Origin of the sequence: Mangrovibacterium marinum (genome assembly GCF_003046625.1) — a bacterium.
GTDB lineage: Bacteria > Bacteroidota > Bacteroidia > Bacteroidales > Prolixibacteraceae > Mangrovibacterium > Mangrovibacterium marinum.
Map to the genome: position 1 here is coordinate 15,320 of NZ_QAAD01000001.1, position 19,420 is coordinate 34,739.

General features: G+C 47.4%; 16 protein-coding genes. 9 read left to right on the forward strand and 7 right to left on the reverse strand.

The window, feature by feature from the left end; genetic code table 11:
* Positions 1-888 precede the first annotated feature (888 nt).
* Positions 889-3,078 carry a glutamine synthetase III family protein gene (locus C8N47_RS00085; protein ID WP_107820482.1) on the reverse strand — a complete coding sequence of 730 codons (2,190 nt, stop codon included), beginning with the start codon at positions 3,076-3,078 and terminating at the stop codon, positions 889-891.
* 539 nt (positions 3,079-3,617) lie between these two features.
* Between C8N47_RS00085 and C8N47_RS00090 the strand changes: the two genes are divergently transcribed.
* From C8N47_RS00090 to C8N47_RS00100, 3 genes are read left to right on the forward strand one after another with little or no spacing between them, the layout of a single operon-like run.
* Complete coding sequence (locus C8N47_RS00090) at positions 3,618-4,970, forward strand: glutamine synthetase family protein (RefSeq protein ID WP_107820795.1); 1,353 nt, start codon at positions 3,618-3,620, stop codon at positions 4,968-4,970.
* A 39-nt stretch (positions 4,971-5,009) separates the two neighbouring features.
* Complete coding sequence (locus tag C8N47_RS00095) at positions 5,010-6,053, forward strand: aminoglycoside phosphotransferase/kinase family protein (RefSeq protein WP_107820483.1); 1,044 nt, start codon at positions 5,010-5,012, stop codon at positions 6,051-6,053.
* Between the two features lie 2 nt (positions 6,054-6,055).
* Positions 6,056-6,904 (forward strand): HAD-IIA family hydrolase, encoded by an 849-nt coding sequence (locus tag C8N47_RS00100; protein WP_107820484.1) that lies wholly within the window; start codon positions 6,056-6,058, stop codon positions 6,902-6,904.
* On the opposite strand, the gene C8N47_RS00105 is transcribed toward C8N47_RS00100, so the two are convergent.
* Both C8N47_RS00105 and C8N47_RS00110 read right to left on the reverse strand, forming a co-directional pair.
* Positions 6,901-8,037 carry a pyridoxal phosphate-dependent aminotransferase gene (locus tag C8N47_RS00105; RefSeq protein WP_107820485.1) on the reverse strand — a complete coding sequence of 379 codons (1,137 nt, stop codon included), beginning with the start codon at positions 8,035-8,037 and terminating at the stop codon, positions 6,901-6,903. The genes C8N47_RS00100 and C8N47_RS00105 overlap by 4 nt on opposite strands.
* Before the next feature lie 564 nt (positions 8,038-8,601).
* On the reverse strand, positions 8,602-9,615 hold the full coding sequence (locus C8N47_RS00110) for a glutamine synthetase beta-grasp domain-containing protein (protein WP_107820486.1): 1,014 nt from the start codon (positions 9,613-9,615) through the stop codon (positions 8,602-8,604).
* 426 nt (positions 9,616-10,041) lie between these two features.
* Here C8N47_RS00110 and C8N47_RS00115 point away from each other — a divergent pair, with 426 nt between their 5' ends.
* Complete coding sequence (locus C8N47_RS00115; RefSeq protein ID WP_107820796.1) at positions 10,042-10,473, forward strand: FKBP-type peptidyl-prolyl cis-trans isomerase; 432 nt, start codon at positions 10,042-10,044, stop codon at positions 10,471-10,473.
* 592 nt (positions 10,474-11,065) lie between these two features.
* On the opposite strand, the gene serS is transcribed toward C8N47_RS00115, so the two are convergent.
* The 3 genes from serS to rplU form a co-directional block, all read right to left on the reverse strand.
* Complete coding sequence (serS, locus tag C8N47_RS00125; protein WP_107820488.1) at positions 11,066-12,340, reverse strand: serine--tRNA ligase; 1,275 nt, start codon at positions 12,338-12,340, stop codon at positions 11,066-11,068.
* Positions 12,341-12,536: 196 nt separating this feature from the next.
* Positions 12,537-12,803 (reverse strand): 50S ribosomal protein L27, encoded by a 267-nt coding sequence (rpmA, locus tag C8N47_RS00130; protein ID WP_107820489.1) that lies wholly within the window; start codon positions 12,801-12,803, stop codon positions 12,537-12,539.
* A gap of 22 nt (positions 12,804-12,825) precedes the next feature.
* Positions 12,826-13,137 (reverse strand): 50S ribosomal protein L21, encoded by a 312-nt coding sequence (gene rplU, locus C8N47_RS00135; RefSeq protein WP_107820490.1) that lies wholly within the window; start codon positions 13,135-13,137, stop codon positions 12,826-12,828.
* 342 nt (positions 13,138-13,479) lie between these two features.
* Here rplU and C8N47_RS00140 point away from each other — a divergent pair, with 342 nt between their 5' ends.
* The 5 genes from C8N47_RS00140 to C8N47_RS00160 all read left to right on the forward strand — a co-directional run bounded on the left by C8N47_RS00140 (position 13,480) and on the right by C8N47_RS00160 (position 18,301).
* Complete coding sequence (locus C8N47_RS00140; protein WP_107820491.1) at positions 13,480-14,067, forward strand: bifunctional nuclease family protein; 588 nt, start codon at positions 13,480-13,482, stop codon at positions 14,065-14,067.
* A 22-nt stretch (positions 14,068-14,089) separates the two neighbouring features.
* Complete coding sequence (locus C8N47_RS00145; RefSeq protein WP_107820492.1) at positions 14,090-15,586, forward strand: NupC/NupG family nucleoside CNT transporter; 1,497 nt, start codon at positions 14,090-14,092, stop codon at positions 15,584-15,586.
* Between the two features lie 205 nt (positions 15,587-15,791).
* Positions 15,792-16,787 (forward strand): substrate-binding domain-containing protein, encoded by a 996-nt coding sequence (locus C8N47_RS00150; protein ID WP_107820493.1) that lies wholly within the window; start codon positions 15,792-15,794, stop codon positions 16,785-16,787.
* A 150-nt stretch (positions 16,788-16,937) separates the two neighbouring features.
* Positions 16,938-17,732 carry a thymidylate synthase gene (locus tag C8N47_RS00155; protein WP_107820494.1) on the forward strand — a complete coding sequence of 265 codons (795 nt, stop codon included), beginning with the start codon at positions 16,938-16,940 and terminating at the stop codon, positions 17,730-17,732.
* Between the two features lie 74 nt (positions 17,733-17,806).
* Positions 17,807-18,301, forward strand: coding sequence for a dihydrofolate reductase (locus C8N47_RS00160; RefSeq protein ID WP_107820495.1), 495 nt, complete (start codon positions 17,807-17,809; stop codon positions 18,299-18,301).
* 371 nt (positions 18,302-18,672) lie between these two features.
* Here C8N47_RS00160 and C8N47_RS00165 read toward each other — a convergent pair whose 3' ends face one another.
* Entirely contained in the window at positions 18,673-19,338 is a 666-nt protein-coding gene (locus C8N47_RS00165; RefSeq protein WP_107820496.1) for an inorganic pyrophosphatase, read from the reverse strand.
* Positions 19,339-19,420: the final 82 nt, after the last annotated feature.

The following is a 19,420-nucleotide window of genomic DNA, read 5'->3' on the forward strand; positions in this document are numbered from 1 at the left end:
ACGACGACAAGGGCGAAATTCCGTCCCGTACGGGACGGGAGAATCTTCGTGTTGCCTTAGGTGCTACCCAAATTATACCGTTTTACAGGCTAATTTATGCTATGACATAGGACGGTATAATGCCGATAGACTGAAAAAGGAGCATTGGAACGAAGTGATACGATGCGATACTTTTGAAGCTAATCGGTATTGCATGGCTAAAGCCATTGCAAAAAAAGATGAAAACCCGTCCGGTAGGACAAGGTTCCTATTAGATCAAAAGTAGAAGAGAAAAAAGCAGGCTCTGAAACGCCATGGAAGGAACTTCCAAAGTGCATACCAGCAGCCCTCTGAAACTCTCCCCTGAATTGAACCAATCCTGGCGGATTAATTCAATTCTGTCCCCTCTCTGCGGGCAGAGCGGGGAGAAATCAAAACAAACTGGAATTGACAGTAAACGAACAATGAGGAAAAGCCGGAAGGCGGTTGGCCTATTTTTATCGAAGCCGAAATCAAACGAAAAGCTTAGTGAACCCGGGAAGCTCCGACGCGAGTCGGAGATCACCCGGTTGAACTTAGCTTTTCGGCAGATGGCGGTTGAAGATAAAAATCAGCCATGACCTTTTTGTTTCGTTTTTGTGTCACTACAAAAATGAAAACCCGTCCGGTAGGACAAAAGATCCGAATTGCGCAAAAGTAGGCGAGAAAAACACCAAAGGTTGGGAAAAGGCTCACTTACAGGTTTGCTACAAAGTGAGTAGTGGCTCCTGATTCAAGCTCAATCGCAATTCAAAACATCCGCGATACGGTTGGAAACCACATCACCCAAAGGGACTTTCAACAAAAAAAGGACTGCTACCGGCAAGCGCCAGCCACAATCCTTTTTCCCAAGCCTGTTGGCTGGTTAGGCTACTTCACAAACAGCAATTCGCGGTATTTGGGCAAGGGCCACAACTCGTTATCCACTGCCAGCTCAAGCTTATCGATATGATAGCGAATTTCATCCAAAAAGGGGTATACGTTTTTCTCGTAGGCCTTGGCCTTAGCCGCATGATCGTCGATCACATTGGCTTTTTTGCGGGCTTCGACCATATCTTTCACCTTTTGCTTGATAGCCGAAATGTGACCACCAACTTCGCGAATCAGGTCCAGGCGGCCCTCGGCCAGACTGTCAAACTCTTCAGCCGAGAACAAGTCCCGGAGACGCGCCACGTTTTCCATCAAACTGGTTTGATACTGGACGGCAATGGGCACGATATGGTTAACCGCCAGGTCGCCAAGCACCCGGGCCTCGATCTGTACTTTCATGGTATACTTTTCGTACTCGACATCGGCACGGCTCTCCAACTCATTTTTATTCAGCACATCCACCGAGGCAAACAACTTCAGCACATCCTTACGTGTGTAAGCTGCAATGGCTTCGGGCACACTTGTCACATTGGTCAGTCCGCGCTTATGGGCTTCCTGAATCCATTCGTCGCTATAGCCGTTCCCGTCGAAGCGAATAGGCCGGGTTTCGATAATCAGACGTTTGAGAACCTGGAAGATGGCTTCATCTTTCTTCACGTTCTTCTCGATTAGGGCATCAACTTCAGTTTTAAACTTTTTCAGTTGAGCCGCCAGGGCCGCATTCAACGAGATCATGGAAGCGGCACAGTTAGCCGACGAGCCCACAGCACGAAACTCGAAGCGATTGCCGGTGAAGGCCAGCGGCGATGTCCGGTTACGATCCGTGGTATCCAGGATAATTTCCGGGATTCGCCCGATATTCAGCTTCAGCGCTGTTTTCTCGTCCGGGGTCATCTTGCGTTCAACCACGGCTTGCTCCATCAGGTCGAGCATCTTGCTGACTTCCGAGCCCAGAAAAACCGACAAGATTGCCGGCGGAGCCTCGTTCACGCCCAAACGGTGTGCATTGCCCGCCGAGATGATGCTTGCACGAATCACATCCTGGTTGTCATAAACAGCCTTCAGCGTATTCACCACGAAGGTGAGAAACTGCAGATTGGTCTTCGGGTTTTTTCCCGGCGAGTACAAATTAACGCCGGTGTCGGTCACCAGCGACCAGTTGTTATGCTTGCCCGAGCCATTCACCCCGGCAAAAGGTTTTTCGTGAAACAGCACCATGAACTTATGCCGACGGGCAATCTTCTTCATGATATCCATCAGCAGCTGGTTGTGGTCGTTTGCCAGGTTGGCCTCTTCGAAGAGCGGCGCCACCTCGAACTGATTCGGAGCAACCTCGTTATGGCGGGTTTTCACCGGCACTCCCAACTTGTAAGCTTCGTTCTCCAAATCCTCCATAAAACGGTACACCCGCGTGGGGATGGAGCTGAAATAGTGATCGTCGAGCTGCTGATCTTTCGACGAGGCATGCCCCATCAGGGTACGACCGGTCAGCACCAAGTCGGGCCGCGCCATATATAAGGCTTCATCAATCAAAAAATACTCCTGTTCCCAGCCCAGGGTTGCCTGCACTTTGGTCACCGTTTTGTCGAAATACTGACACACCTCGGTAGCGGCTTTATCAACAGCCGACAAAGCCCGCAGGAAAGGCGTTTTATAGTCGAGCGCTTCGCCGGTATACGAAATAAAAACAGTAGGAATGCACAAGGTTCCGTCAACAATGAAGGCCGGCGACGACGCATCCCAGGCCGTGTAGCCCCGGGCTTCGAAGGTTTGCCGAATCCCCCCACTGGGGAACGACGAGGCGTCGGGCTCCTGCTGCGAAAGCAATTTGCCGGAAAAGGCTTCAACAACGCCGCCATCTTCCCCGTGAATGATGAAGGCATCGTGCTTTTCGGCGGTTCCGTCGGTCAGCGGATGAAACCAGTGGGTGTAATGGGTGGCACCATTTTCTGTTGCCCAGGCTTTCATGCCCTGTGCCACCTGATCGGCCATCTTCCGGTCGATGGGCGAACTGTTATCTATTGCATCGCAAACGGCCCGATAGGCTTCGCGCGAAAGATATTTTTTCATCTTGGGGCGGTCAAACACCTTATTGCCGTAATAATCGGAAGTCAGGTTATGTTCCCGGATCACCTCCAGCGGCTTGCGCGAGAGCACTTCTTCGAGCGCTTTGAATCTAAATACAGCCATTTCCTTAATTCAATCGTTAATTTGTTAGCTCAATCGAATTTGCTCCGGCGGCAAGCGTTTCGATTTTCAAACCGGCCGAAGCAAAAAATATGAAATAAACCCGCGAATATTTCACCCGTCAAAATTAGATCTTTTTTAGTATAAGCTCCATTGCGACACGCATTTTATGCCCAAAAACAAGTCATTTTTGATGTCCCCCCCGAAACGAACAGACCCTCTGTCCCAAAAACTCCGTGCTGCCCAACAGTTGTCAGCTAACAGGAAGCTATCAATACCAATCATCCGTTTTTTCTGTAAGAATCATCACAAGGCCCTCATCGTGTTTTGAACGACAACCCGACAACCACGACAACAAGACAACCTGATAACCTGATAACTTGCGACAACCACGACAACTCGCTCCCCGGAATCATCAGTTTTCGTCACCACTTCGGTACGCACAGGCCTCGGCCGATTGTTTGATCTGACATTTTTTAATAATTTAGGCTTAAGCTAATTTTAATACCTTCGCATAAAGAATGTATACGAAACCGGGAAATATGGGAAAACAAGAAATTGTAGGAAGGCTGGAGGAAGCCGGACATCGAAAAATAAAATTTGCCGTTTGCGATATCGACGGAATCCTTCGTTCGAAAATACTGTTGATTGAAAAATTCATTGAAATATCGCGAAAAAGCACCGGCTTTTGCGATGTGGTTTTTGGCTGGGACTCGAACGATGCCTGCTACGACAATGTTGAAATGACCGGCTGGCACACGGGCTATCCCGATAAGAAAGCCCACCTGGATTTCACAACCTTTCGCCATGTTCCGTGGGATAACGACATCCCCTATTTTCTGGGTGATTTTGAAAATGAAAGCGATGTTCCGGCCTGTCCGCGAAGCTTGCTGAAGAAAATCCGCCAACAGGCTGCACAGATCGGCTTTAAAGCTGTTTTTGCTCAGGAATTTGAATGGTTCAACTTTATTGGCACGCCCAGCGAAGTTGATGCCTCCGGCTACCGCAACTTACAACCCCTGACCCCCGGCATGTTTGGCTATTCACAGCTACGGCCGAACCTGCATAAAGCTTATTTCAACGATCTGTTCGACCTGCTGTATCAGTTCGACATTCCGCTGGAATCCTTGCACACCGAAACCGGCCCGGGCGTGTATGAGGCCGCCATTCGTTACGATGAAGTTTTGGCTGCCGCCGATAAGGCCACCCTTTTTAAAACAGCGGTCAAAGAAATTGCCTACCAACACGGCATCATGGCCAGTTTTATGGCCAAGTGGAACGAGGAACTTCCCGGCTGCAGCGGACACCTGCACCAAAGCCTGTGGAACCCCGATCAAACGGAAAACCTCTTCTACTCGGGTGATCCTCAAAAGCCCATGAGTGCCATCATGGAGAGCTACCTGGCCGGCATCCTGCACTGTTTACCTTGGGTGCTGCCGCTTTACGCGCCCACCATCAACAGCTACAAACGCTTGCGCGACGGAGCCTGGGCGCCCACCACGGTAACCTGGGGATACGACAACCGCACAACAGCTGTCCGGGTGCTGAACGGCGACCCCAAAGCCACCCGGCTGGAAATGCGCGTTGCCGGTTCGGACACCAACCCCTACCTGGCCATGGCTGCCTCGCTGGCCTCGGGACTCTACGGCATCAAAAATGAACTGAAGCTCGACAGCCCCGCCATCGTCGGCAATGCATACACCAACAGCACGGCCACCAAGCTACCATCCAATCTGTGGCAAGCAACGCAACAGATGGCTCAATCGGAAGTTGCCAACGAAATTTTGGGCGAAGCCTTCGTTCAGCACTTTGCCAAAACCCGGGAATGGGAGTGGCGCCAATTCGGCAAAGCGGTTACCGACTGGGAGCTCAAACGCTACTTCGAGATTATCTGACAGAACAAGCTGTAAACGCAAAAAAACACACACGATATAATGGAACAACTGGACAATTACCATATCATCAGGCAAGCCTGGAAAGAATTTGACGATCGCCACGAGATCAAGGGCATCTATGATGTTAGTGCCCATGTGTCGACCAACTCGGTCTACAAAGTTTCGTTTTACGACCGCCAGCCGGTGTTTGCCAAACTATCGGACTACGGGCGGTTCGAAGATTTTAAGGAAGATCACATTATCATCAACAACCTGGCCAACAACCTCGAAATTCCTTACGAAACCTTCCTGGCCCAATCGTTGGTCAAACGCAACGATCTGTATATTTACCGGTACTTCTCGCAAGATCATTGCGCCTGGGTTGTTTTCTACAATCCAATTAAGGTGAAAAGCAAGCTGCCCCGCCGACTCGAAGATAAGCACGTTAAAAAGATGGGCCGTGAGCTGGCTCGCTTCCACAAAGCCTGTTACAACATCAGCGCGCAGCTCCCGATCGCCTCCAAAAGCGTGGTTACCGACATTCATGCACTGATGAAAACAATCCGGAAGGATAAATTTTGTGCCTCGCCCGAAAACAAAGATCTGATTCTGGAGCAATGCGATATCTTTCTGAAAAACGCCGACCATTACAACTATATGACCGAGATCGACATCATCCCGGTTTTTGTCGACTGGAACATTGGTAACTTCTCGGTCACCCCCGACGGGAAGTTCTATTCCCGCTGGGACTACGACTGGTTTCGGATGTCGACCCGGGTCATGGACTTTTACTTTTTCAGCCGCGTATGCTCCGACATTGGCGACCGCACGGTTTTCAGCTACGTGATCGATACGCTTACTGAAGATCGTTTTATCATGTTTCTAAAGGAATACCATAAAATTTACCCGCTCACCGAACCCGAAGTTCGGTTAATAAAAGAGTGTTATCGCTTTTTTATCTTAAATTACGTCATCAAAGACGGCAATTACTTTTTCAGATCCTCGTATGCCCGCAAGCTGCAAAAAGAAGCTTACGAAGCCTACATTCCTGCCATCAACCGAAATTTTGATGCTGACAAAATATTACGCGCCTTAAAACTCTAATTATGAAGACAAAAGATTTCAGAACTGTAGCCCTCAAATACAAAACCATCTTTTTTGATGCCTTTGGTGTGTTGAAAAACCATAAAGGGGTCATTCCGGGAATTGAGCGCACCTTCGATTTTCTGGACGAGCATGGCATCAACTATTTCGTGGTTACCAACGACTCGTCGCGGGGTCCTTCGGGGCTGGCCAACGGATACATCCGCCGGGGCATCAAAAGCATCACTCCCGACAAAATCATCTCCTCGGGGATGCTGGCGCACGACTGGCTGAAGCTGAAAATAAAAAAAGGCACCGTGGCTTACCTGGGCACAGGCGACTCGGCGCACTATATTGAAACCGCCGGGCTGGAAACGCTTCCCATTCGCGAGGTTGATTTGGAGGATATTGACCACATTAAATGCCTGGTATTTCTGGATGATGAAGGTTTTGACTGGAACCAGGACATCAACCGGGTGATTAACCTGCTCCGAAAACGAAATATGCCGGTGGTCGTTGCCAATACCGACATCCACTACCCCGTGAGCAAGAACGACGTGGCTGTGGCTATCGGAGGGATCTCGGACCTGATTGAGGAAGTGCTGGGCAAAAGCTTTATCCGTTTCGGAAAGCCCGACGCCCAGATGTTTATGTTTGCCTACGAAAAGGCCTGCGAAATTAAACCCGTCAAACGAAACGAGATCCTGATGGTAGGCGACACACTCTATACCGACATTATCGGCGGAAACAAATTTGGCGTGGATACGGCGCTGGTGCTATCCGGAAACACGCTTCCGGAAATGGCAAAAATCCGAATTACCAGCTCGGGGATTATCCCCAACTATATCTGCGACTCGGTTGTGATCAGCTAGCCTTTAGGGCTGGCTTCATAATCGCGCCGTATTTCAGCGAGCGCTTTCACCAGGCGTTCGTCATTGCGCTCGCCCTGCGACGCTACGCGGATGTGAAAATCGTCGAGCCCTATTTTGTTTGAACAATCCCGCACGTAAAGGCCGTAATCTTCGAGCAGGCGCATTTGCAGTGCCCGTGCACTTAGGGAATAATCGATCCGAATCAGGATAAAATTACTTCCTGTTGGGTAGATTTTATAGCCATCAAGCACCTTCAGCTTCCGGTACAGCAGCTGTACGTCGGCCACTACGCGCCGCACCGAGTCCTGGTATTCGGCATCGGTTCGCGGCAACATCAGCAAGAAATATTCGGCAATGGTGTTAATATTCCAGATTGGCAGCAACTGCCCCAAACGGCTCACAAAATCGGGGTTTGCCGTGCAACAATAGCCGAGCCGCAAACCGGGAACACCACAATGCTTGCTCATACTACGCACCACTATTACGTTTTGAAACGCTTCCAAAAATGGCATGATCGAGGGCTGTTCCACCCCGCTAAAATCAATGAAAGACTCATCCAGCAGAACGACCTTCAGGTGTGCCATCCTTGTCAAAAAGGCTTTCAGCTCGTCCAACGCAATAAACTGCCCGGTGGGGTTCCCTGGATTGATAATCAAGGCTGATGAAATTTGCTGTTGATCAATCCAATCGCCGAACGCATTCAGATCGAGATCATAATTCTGATCCTCCGGCAGCTGAAACAAACGTGCTGCCGCCGGCTTCCGGAGCTTCTCGAGGTACTCGCTGAAGGTGGGAACAGGAATGGCTATATCGTCGATCAGCTCCTGTTCAATCAGGGTAATCAGCTCGGTTGCACCATTTCCCAGGATCAGAAAGTCGGGATTGATATGCAGAACTTCAGCCAGCTGCTCCCGAGCCAGACGCGGGTTGCTGGACGGGTATGCCTTGATAATCTCCGGAATCTTGGCCAGCAGCTCACGCATCATTTCCGGAGTTGGATAATACGGGTTGGCTATAAAACAGAAATCAACCACCTGCGGAACAAATTCTTCGCCAACAATGTCCACCAAAGCGGGCGAGTGTGTTGTTTCCAGAAACAGTTCTTTCTTTACCGGGAATTTGCGCTGAGTCATCGTTCAAAAGTTTGGGCAAAAATAAACATTATTAGTAGGGGCACAATAGATCGTTCGATTTTCAGATTTTAGACTATCAGCCATCTATAATACCTTAAATTAAAGCACTCTGAAAATATCCAATAAACGCACACACCCCGAAACACCACGCTATTATAACGATTCAACGAACCATTCTGTCAAAAAACCTTCCTGGTTCCGGGGACTCACCACCAAGGATGAAAGGTCACCTATTCTTCGACGATGCTGTTGTCATTGTTGTCAAAAGTTGCCGGGTTGTCGTTCCACTTCTAATCAAAACCAGTTATTGGACATGGCTCCTTAGTGTCTTTGCGTGGTAGACTTTCAAAAACAAAAAAAACAGATGATTCGGAGGGAATCACCAACTGGAATGAGAGACGGTTGTTGAATTGTTGAGGGATATTGAATTGTTGAACCGCTGATTGGGGCTGCTTCGAAACAACAAATACCTTTGCGACTCGGCGTCTTGGCGTTCATCGACTTTCAAAAAAAAGAGCCGCCCAAAATGCGGGCAGCTCCTTCTCAATATTATAATCAGGTGAATTATACGATTGCTTTTTTCGTTGTGCTGATAATCACCGCAGCGATTTTGTATGGGTCACCGTTTGAAGCAGGACGACGGTCTTCCAAACGACCTTTCCAGCCATCTTCAACAGTACCTACCGGGATACGGATTGAAGAACCACGGTCAGATACACCATAGCTGAAGTCAGTGATAGCAGCCGTTTCGTGCTTACCAGTCAAACGTTGGTCGTTACCGGCACCGTAAACAGAAATGTGCTCTTCGATGTGCTTACCGAATTCTTCGCAAATTGCTTCGAATACTTTTTTGTCGCCACAAGTACGCATCAAACCATTCGAGAAGTTAGCGTGCATACCTGAACCGTTCCAGTCTAAGTCTTTACCCAGTGGTTTCGGATGCCAGTCTACATAAACACCATATTTTTCACAAACTTTTTCCAGGAAGTAACGAGCTACCCAAATTTGGTCACCAGCATCGTGTGCACCTTTGGCAAAAATTTGGAACTCCCACTGTCCGGCAGCCACCTCAGCATTGATCCCTTCAACGTTCAAACCAGCTTCCAAACAAACATCGAAATGTTCTTCAACGATATCGCGACCGAAAGCAGCTTTAGCACCTACACCGCAATAGTAAGGTCCCTGAGGAGCCGGGTAACCGTTAACCGGGAAGCCCAATGGCAGTTTAGTATCCATATCCATCAGGAAATATTCCTGTTCGAACCCGAACCAGAAGTCATCATCATCAGCTTCGATTGTCGCACGACCGTTTGAAGCGTGAGGAGTACCGTCTGCGTTCAACACTTCAGTCATCACAACATAAGCATTTTTGCGTGTTGGGTCAGGATATAAAGCAACTGGTTTCAACAAACAGTCAGAAGAACCACCTTCAGCTTGTTGAGTAGAAGAACCATCGAAGGCCCAAATTGGACAATCTTCCAATTTACCGCTGAAGTTCTCTGCAATTCTTGTTTTTGCTCTTAAACCTTGGGTTGGTTGGTATCCATCCAACCAAATGTACTCCAATTTCGTTTTCATCGTGTTACAAATTATAAGTTAATGAATTGTTTTTCTCTGTATTTGTCGTCAAAAATAGAACAGAATGACAAATTTATAAATTAAACACTAACTTGCGGACAAGAGTTAATGATAAATTCATATTAAAATTTGATTTTAAACTCCGCCTTTATTTTGACGGGGTATGGCCTCAAAAATATAAATTTATTCGGTACCTGACACGTCAAAAATCCGAGAGGGTCAAAATAATTTCTTCTTTTTCGGAGCAAACACCCCCGTTTCATCCCCCCTCTGCATTTCTAAAATAAGGCAAAAAACCGGGACTGCCAGATTCCGGGACGGTTAGCATCATTTTTCCGCCAATGTTTGCCAATGCAAATCCTTGTGTTTTCGGTGTTCGTAATAATTCAATATTTTTACCCGATAAACAAGAAGATAACGATCAAATTGGCAAAACGCGAATCAAAGACAAAGAACAAAGGAGCTGCCGGCCATCATCGCAAAATGGGCGAAGAGTTTCTGGAACAGAACCGGCACAAAGAAGGTGTGATTGAAACAGCAAGTGGACTTCAGTATTTAATTGTTGAGCAAACCAACGGCGACAAACCGGATGAATGGTCTACAGTGCGGATTCACCAACGGGCCCAACTACTGGATGGCAAAATACTGGAAGACACTTACCGCCAGAACAAGCCCGACGAGGTGGCCCTGAACGAAATGATTGAAGGCTTGCAGGAAGGACTTCCCCTAATGAGCATTGGCAGCCGCTACAAGTTCTGGGTGCCGGCCGAACTGGCCTGGGGCCGCAAAGGAACATCGAACAAAATTCCGCCCTTTGCCGTACTGGCCTTCGACATTCGTCTGGTGGAGATCTGCTAGCATCGTGATGATAGTTATACAAAAGCCTTTGATGAGCCTTTAGCGTTGCAAAAAACGACCGAAAGGCTCGGGGTTTCTGTTGTCTTGTTGTCGTTGTTCTCCGAAGTTGTCGGGTTGTTGTTCCTAAAGCATCAAAGCCACTTGATGATTCGGTGGAGTGGCATCTGGGCATTCATCGACTTTCTCAGTAACACCTCAAGATTGAATGGCATAATCCCGGAGGGATAACATTTGGGTAGCTTTTAGCATTTCCGCGAGGATAATTCCGTCCCGTACGGGACGGTACATCCGTCGTGTCAACTTGCGTGCTACCCGAATTGAATGGCTAGCGCCATTGCTGAAAGCGTAAAAACCGTCCGGTAAGACAAAAGATCCGAATTGCGCAAAAGTAGGCGTGAAAACAGCCAGTTTTGGGGCAACTCTCATCAGCGCTGGTTTGCTACAAAAGAAGCCTGGCTACTGGTTGAAGCTGAACCGCTATTCAATACCTCCCCGATGCGGTTTGGAAACCACATCACCCGAAGAGACTTTCAGACAAAAAAAAGGCAGCCCTGTTGGACTACCTTCCCTATTCTATCTATGCGGTGTATTTCTATTGGATCAGATCGAAACCACAGAAAGGAACCAGCACCTCCGGCACTTTAATACCTTCGGCTGTTTGGTAGTTTTCGAGCAAGGCCGCTACGATACGTGGCAAGGCCAGCGCACTGCCGTTCAAGGTATGGGCAATAACCGGTTTCTTGGTTTGCTCGTCACGGTAGCGCAGTTTTAAGCGATTGGCCTGGAAGGATTCGAAATTGGAAACTGAACTCACTTCCAACCATTTTTCCTGGGCAGCCGAATAAACTTCAAAATCGTAGGTAAGGGCCGACGTGAAACTCATATCGCCACCGCACAAACGTAAGATGCGGTAAGGCAAGCCCAGTTTCTGAACCAGCCCCTCAACATGAGCGACCATCTCATCGAGAATTTCGTAGCTCTTATCCGGATGAGCAACCTGCACCACCTCAACTTTGTCAAACTGATGCAAACGGTTCAACCCGCGAACATCCTTACCATACGAACCGGCTTCGCGACGGAAACAGGCACTGTAAGCTGTATTTTTAATGGGTAGCTCCTTCGCATCCACAATCACATCGCGATACAAGTTAGTCACCGGCACCTCAGCCGTTGGAATCAGGTACAGGTTATCCTCCGTAACGTGGTACATCTGACCTTCTTTGTCGGGTAGCTGGCCGGTTCCAAAACCAGAATCTTCATTCACCACCAGCGGAGGTTGAATTTCGAGATAACCGGCTTTTTCGGCTTCATTTAAGAAGAAGTTAATTAAGGCACGTTGCAAGCGCGAACCTTTGCCTTTGTAGACCGGAAATCCGGCACCGGTAATTTTCACACCCAGCTCGAAGTCGATCAAATCGTACTTCGAAGCCAGCTCCCAGTGGGGCAATTTATGCTCGCCCAATTCCGGAACCGCCCCGCCTGTTTTTACAATCTGGTTATCATCGGCTGTTTTTCCCGCCGGAACGATATCTGCCGGGATGTTGGGCAACTGAACCTGCAAATCGAACACCTGTGCATCAATTTTTGCAAAATCCTCGTCCAGTTGTTTAATGCTGTCTTTCAAAACCGAAGTTCGCTCTTTGGCAGCATTGGCTTCAGCTTGTTTTCCTTCGCGAAACAATTGACCAATCTCTTTAGAAAGCTTATTCATCTCAGCCTTCATCTGGTCGGCTTTCGCCTGTATTTCGTTTTTACTTTGATATAAATCGATGATTTGGCCAACAATCTGGCTGGCATCAAAATTTTTTTTCTTCAGTTTTTCAATGACCAATTCCGGGTTTTCCTGAATAAATCGTAAGTTGAGCATAGGGCACTGATTTTTATTATTGTCTTTGTTGTCTTGTTTCCCGCCGTTATCTTATTGCTTCAACAAAGACAACTTACGATAACTGCGATAACAATGAAAACGATCGCTTTTCAATTTTGCTTGGCAAATGTATAAAATAAAAAATCTCCTGCCTCAAACAAGACAGGAGATTCTCATCGCGTATTATAATATCGTCTTAGTTTGCTGCCACAACGGGTTCAACAGACACATACGATTTGTTGTCTCTTTTCTTTTTGAAAACAACAGTACCATCAATCAAGGCAAACAAAGTATGATCTTTTCCCATACCTACATTATTACCAGGATTATGAGCTGTACCACGCTGGCGTACCAAAATATTACCAGCTTTGCAAACCTGACCGCCGTAGATTTTTACGCCAAGTCGTTTACTTTCCGATTCGCGTCCGTTCTTCGAACTACCGACACCTTTCTTATGAGCCATGGTTAATAAATGTTTTTAAGGGTTATCCAATAATTTCTTCAATTTGAATTTGAGTCAAGTACTGACGGTGACCGTTTTTCTTTTTATAGCCTTTACGACGTTTCTTTTTGAAAACAATCACTTTTTCACCTTTGAGGTGTTCCAATACTTTAGCTTTCACTTTTGCACCTTCAACAACAGGAGTACCGATTGCGATCGTTCCTTCATTGTCGGTTAAAAGTACTTTGTCAAACTCTACACTTTCGCCTTCAGCTGTCTCAAGACGATGAACAAACAATTTTTTGTCTTTTTCAACACGAAACTGTTGTCCGGCAATTTCTACAATAGCGTACATCAATTGAACGTTTAATAATTTTGTCCGGAAGGCGGGACTTTGATTCGTTAAAGATCCGCTTTTTTGAGCCTACTCGAAACTTTCGGACTGCAAAAGTAGATATTTTTTAATGACTACCAAAGAATTAGCAAGTTTTTTAATTATTGCGGTTTATTTTCGTGTATCCGTAAAAACACTGGTTTCAAGACGGTTAATACGCCACGCCCGGGCATTGACTTCAAAGCCAGCTCTGCGAAGCTGTTTAGCAGCACCACAGTCGCTGCATTTTAGCCCCTGAACGGCTTTAATTCACTAAAACAATTGTTATATTTGTTGCATTCATCCCCCGATGCTAGAAAGCTTATGCATAAAGTTCGATTAAACATTTTAGGCCTATCCGTTAGTCAGACACAATCCGGTGCTTATGCTTTGGTGTTGGCCGAAGAAGAGGGCGACCGCCGCATCCCGATCATCATCGGCCCGGTTGAAGCACAGGCCATTGCCATACAGCTGGAAGGACTAAAGCCACCACGCCCGCTGACACACGATTTGTTTAAAAATGTCGCCATTGCTTTTGACATTCATGTTTCGGAAGTGGTTATTTACAAACTCGAAGAAGGCATTTTCTTTTCGGAACTGGTTTGCGAAACCGGAGCCCAGCAAATTCGGGTTGACTCGCGCACCTCGGATGCCGTTGCATTGGCACTGCGTTTTAAGTGCCCCATCTATACGACCGAAGAGATCCTGCGCAAAGCGGGAATTATTCTGGATCCGGAGAGCCCCTCGGATGTTGAATTTACCCGACAACAGACCAACGAAAATAAGCCTGAATCGGAGTTTGAACGATACAACGAAACGGAGCTGAATGAAATGCTGGATCAATCGATTAACAACGAAGACTACGAGCGGGCTTCCAGAATTCGAGACGAACTCAACCGACGTAAAAAATAAGACGATCATAAATCGCAGCCCCATGAAACACCTCTGCCTTTGGATTATGCTGCTCATCAGCATGATCAGCACCACACCGCATTTAAGTCTGGCACAGCAAACCAATCCGGTTCAACCCAATTCCCAGACGACAATACAAACACAGGCGCCCGACCAAGCAGCTGGCGAACAGCTTTCGGCAACAACAAATGCCAACATCCTGCTCTCACAAACGCCCGGGCACGGTTTCAGCCTGACAACTATTCTCCGAGGCTTTGCGGGAATGCTCGTACTGCTGGCTATTGGCTGGATTTTCTCGAAAGACCGTCGAAATATTCCATGGAAAACCGTTGGCGTTGGCCTGGCCTTCCAGGTGGTCCTGGCCATTGGAGTGCTTTATGTACCCTTTATTCGTTCGGGCTTCGAATTTTTCGGAAAAATATTTGTCAAAATACTCGATTTCACCAACGTAGGCAGTCAATTCCTCTTTGGCTCACTGGTCGACAGTTCAACCTTCGGCAGCATATTTGCTTTTCAGATTCTGCCCACGATCATCTTTTTTTCGGCCTTAACCAGCCTGCTATTTTATTGGGGAATCATCCAGCGGGTCGTTTGGGCCATGGCCTGGGTTTTTACCCGGCTGCTCAAATTATCGGGCGCGGAGTCGCTATCGGTTGCAGGGAACATCTTTTTAGGGCAAACCGAGTCGCCGCTGATGATCAAGGCCTATCTGGCCAAGATGAACAATTCGGAGATGATGCTGGTGATGACCGGCGGCATGGCCACCCTGGCCGGAGGTGTTCTGGCCGCTTATATTGGCATGCTGGGGGGCAACGACCCGGTGTTACGGCTCGAATTTGCCAAACACCTGCTTACCGCCTCGGTTATGGCAGCACCGGCAGCCGTAATCTTCTCGAAAATGCTGGTTCCAAATACGGAAGCAGTCAACCGGGATGTTGAAGTAAGTAAGGATAAGATCGGGAGTAACCTGCTCGATGCCATCACCAACGGCACCAGCGAAGGATTGAAACTGGCCGTAAATGTTGCAGGTATGCTTTTAGCCTTTCTGGCTTTAATTGCCATGATCAACTATATACTCGGTTTTATAGGTTCACTCACCCATCTGAATGCCATCATTGAAACCAACACCGACGGGCGCTTCAACGAATTGTCGCTTCAGTTTCTGCTGGGCTATCTGTTTGCCCCCATCATGTGGCTCATCGGAATATGCTCGCAGGATATCATGCTGGTTGGCCGACTGCTGGGTGAAAAATTAATCCTCACCGAATTTATCGGTTATATCAGCCTTTCCGACTTAAAAGGAGCGGGTGCTTTCCTGGAACAAAAATCCATCATCATGGCAACCTACATCCTTTGCGGCTTTGCCAACTTCGCCTCCATCGGCATACAGATTGGCGGAATCGGCGCCCTGGCACCCGGCAAACGGGTGGTGCTTTCGCGCCTTGGAATGTACGCCTTGCTGGCCGGCACCCTGGCCTCGCTGATGTCGGCCACCATTATTGGGATGATACTCGGCTAGAATTAGTGAAAATAACATATTGATCGATGTACGACCAGCCTGCCCAACACAGCGTGAAACCACTCATTCTTACGATCTAACAGGATACAAAAGGCAACAACTGCAAACAGAAAGAGGGTTACATTAATTCAGATGTTTTTAAAGCCTTAACATATTGGTTTTAATATTCGTAACAGAGGATAGTATTAATCAAAATCTCTCCGTTATGAAGCAAATCAAATTTTTCGTTCAGATCTTCTTGGTCTTTTTGCTTCTTGCCAGCTGTAATCAGAAACCTCAAATTGGTTTATTAATGGACACAACTGCCAGGGAACGCTGGGTAAAAGACCGCGACGCTTTTGTTGAAAAAATAGAAGAAAACAAAGGATCTGTGATTGTCAAAGTCGCCGATTCCGATCCTGATCTTCAATTCCAGCAAGGTTTGGAACTCATCAACCAGGGTGTTGATGTATTGGTCATCATTCCGGTGGATATGGTGGTGGCGGCAGGCATCGTTAAAATGGCCAAAAACCAGAATATCCCGGTCATCTCGTACGACCGTCTGATCCGTGATGCAGAGATCGATTTTTTTGTATCGACCGACGCCATTGACATTGGTGAGAAACAAGCGAAATTCCTCACCACCATCGCCCCTGCCGGAAACTACGCCCTCATTGGCGGACCCACAAGCGACAACAACTCCTACCAGCTGTACCTGGGCTGGATGAACATCCTTCAACCCTTGGTTGACCGCGGAGACATCAAAATTGTCGGGAGCAAATTTGTTGACCACTGGGATTCTGAGGATGGTTACGAAATGATAAAAAGTATCATCGACAGTGGCGAAACCATCGATGCCATTATTGCCGGGAATGATGCCCTGGCTGAAGGCGCTATTCAGGAGCTTAAGGAAGCAGGACTTGCGGGCAAAGTACTGGTTGCCGGACAAGATGCAGACATCAGCGCTATCCGCAACATTATCCTGGGCGATCAAACCATTACGGTTTACAAACCAGTGGTATCCATGGCCTACAATGCCGCCGATGCGGCCATCAAGATGGCCAAAGGCAAAACCCCTACCGACAACATGAGCTTCACCGTAAATAATGGCAACCATCTTGTCCCGGCAATTCTCCTGAACGGACAAGTGGTGAATAAGCAAAACATACGTATGACGGTAGTTTCTGAAGGGTTTGTAGAAGAACAGGAGATATTTGAGTAATACAATCTATCCGTGAACCCTTTGCTGAAGCGCATACACCTGGTATGCGCTTCTTTTGTTTTTGTATTTTCATAGGCCAACTTTACTCGTTCGTCTAAAAACTTTATCTTGCACCCTTAAAATTAGTCATTCTGTAACCACGAGCATATCATGAAACAATACCTTGATTTACTGGATCATATTTTAGAAAACGGCACAAAAAAGGAAGATCGTACAGGCACCGGAACCATCAGCGTTTTCGGGCATCAGATGCGTTTTAACCTGGCCGAAGGTTTTCCGGTGCTAACGACTAAAAAGCTACATCTGAAATCCATCATTCATGAGTTGCTGTGGTTTTTGGCAGGCGACACCAACATTAAATATTTAACCGATAACGGTGTACGGATCTGGAATGAATGGGCTGATAAAAACGGCAACCTGGGGCATGTGTACGGCTACCAATGGCGCTCGTGGCCCACTCCCGACGGACGCCACATCGACCAAATCGCCGAAGTTGTTGAGTCGATCAAAAACAACCCCAACTCACGCCGCCACATTGTCAGCGCGTGGAATGTTGGTGAAATCGATCAAATGGCACTTCCACCCTGTCACTTGCTATTCCAGTTTTACGTTGCCGATGGCAAGCTATCGTGCCAATTATACCAGCGGAGCTGCGACGTATTCCTGGGCGTGCCCTTCAACATTGCCTCCTACGCTTTACTGACCATGATGATGGCGCAGGTTTGCGGCCTGGAAGCGGGAGATTTTGTGTGGACCGGTGGCGATACGCACATTTACCAAAACCATCTGGAACAAGTGAAGCTGCAACTCACCCGCGAGCCGAAAGCTTTGCCTCAGATGAAACTAAACCCGGACATCAAATCGATTTTCGACTTTAAATACGAAGATTTTGAGTTGATCAACTACAATGCTCACCCACATATTCCCGGGAAAGTAGCTGTTTAACAGCGCTTGAGGGCTTCACTTTAAGTGAAACCCTCAAGAAATGATAATCGTGCTCAAATTCAGCTTTAGTATAAATGATTCATCCAAATCTTTCAATGATTGTAGCCATGGCGCAGAACGGCGCTATTGGTAAAGACAACGACTTACTTTTTCATTTGCCCGGCGATTTAAAACGTTTTAAAGCCATTACCAGCGGACACACCATTATCATGGGGCGGAAAACTTTGCTTTCGCTGCCCAAATGGCCCTTACCCAACCGCCGGCATATCGTTATTACCAGCGACCCGCATGCCCGTTTTGAAGGTTGCGAAACAGCCAACACAATTACCGAGGCCATTGCCAAGGTTGAAGGAGAACAAGAAGCCTTTGTGATTGGCGGCGGAACAATCTACGAGCAGTTTTATCCGCTATGCGCCAAGCTTTATCTGACGAAAGTAGAACAGGATTTTGCAGGCGACACCTTCTTCTCTGTTTTCAATGAAGACGACTGGGCCGTTGACAGCCGCGAGGATCTGCATGACGAGAAAAACGATTTCGACTATTCGTACATCAACCTGAGCCGAAAGTAAATCGCTCATAAAACATTCATGATTCCTGGGAGTCTCCAACAGAAATGAAAATACTGTTTTTTTTCAACTATACGGTTGTCGTCGTTTTCAACAGTTGTCGGGTTGTCGTTCCACATCTAATCAAAACCAGTTGTTGGCATTGCAACTTAGTGTCTGTGGCAGGTAAGACTTTCAGAAAAAACCTTCATAATTTCGGGGAATCACCAACAGGAATGAAAGTGGATTCTTTTGAATTAGATTGACCCTCCCATTCCGACAAAGTCGGAATTTTCTTCCCTCACGAGGGAGGGCCAGGGTGGGTACATTCGATCGAAGGAAAAACAGAAAAGACTTTCCGAAAAAAGTCCGGCTTTCACCGGACTCTCAGCTATCTAATAAAGTAGTTTCCCCAGGTTATCGAATCTTTTCTGATAATCGTCCATTGCCCGTTTAATCACGGTAAAAGCTTCGTCGGCACCGTACAAATGCGTGATCTCGGTGTCCTTATCGCGCCCCGGCATATCTTTATAAGTCAGAAAATAGTGTTTCAAACGTTCCACCACGATGTCCGGAAGGTCTTTCACATCCTTATAGCCCTCGTAAACCACATCGTTGTTTAGCACGGCAATAATTTTATCATCGGCCTCATTGCCGTCGATCATCCGGAAGCCACCAATCGGGCGGGCATGAACCAGGATATCACCGTGCGTGATGTCCTTCTCGGTCAGCACACAAATATCGATCGGGTCACCATCGCCTTTAATATCGGCTTTTCCGGTTTTTTCCATGCAGTATGCTCCCACCTCATCGCCACAAAAGGTCTGTGGAATAAAACCGTAGAGAGCCGGAACTACATTCGAATATTTCTGAGGACGATCCAGCCTTAAATAGCCGCTATCTTTATCAATTTCGTACTTTACGGTGTCCGTCGGCACAACTTCAATAAATGCTGTAACTTTTTCAGGAGCTTCCTTCCCGATTGCAACACCGTGCCAGGGATGCGATTTATAACGCAGGCCCATCAGCCGGCCGATTGGATCAGACAATCTATCTACCATAACTTTTTGTTTAAAACTTAAATGTGTAACCGCATAGTTGAAGAAAAGTTTTTCATCAGTTACAAGAACTGACCAAATTTAC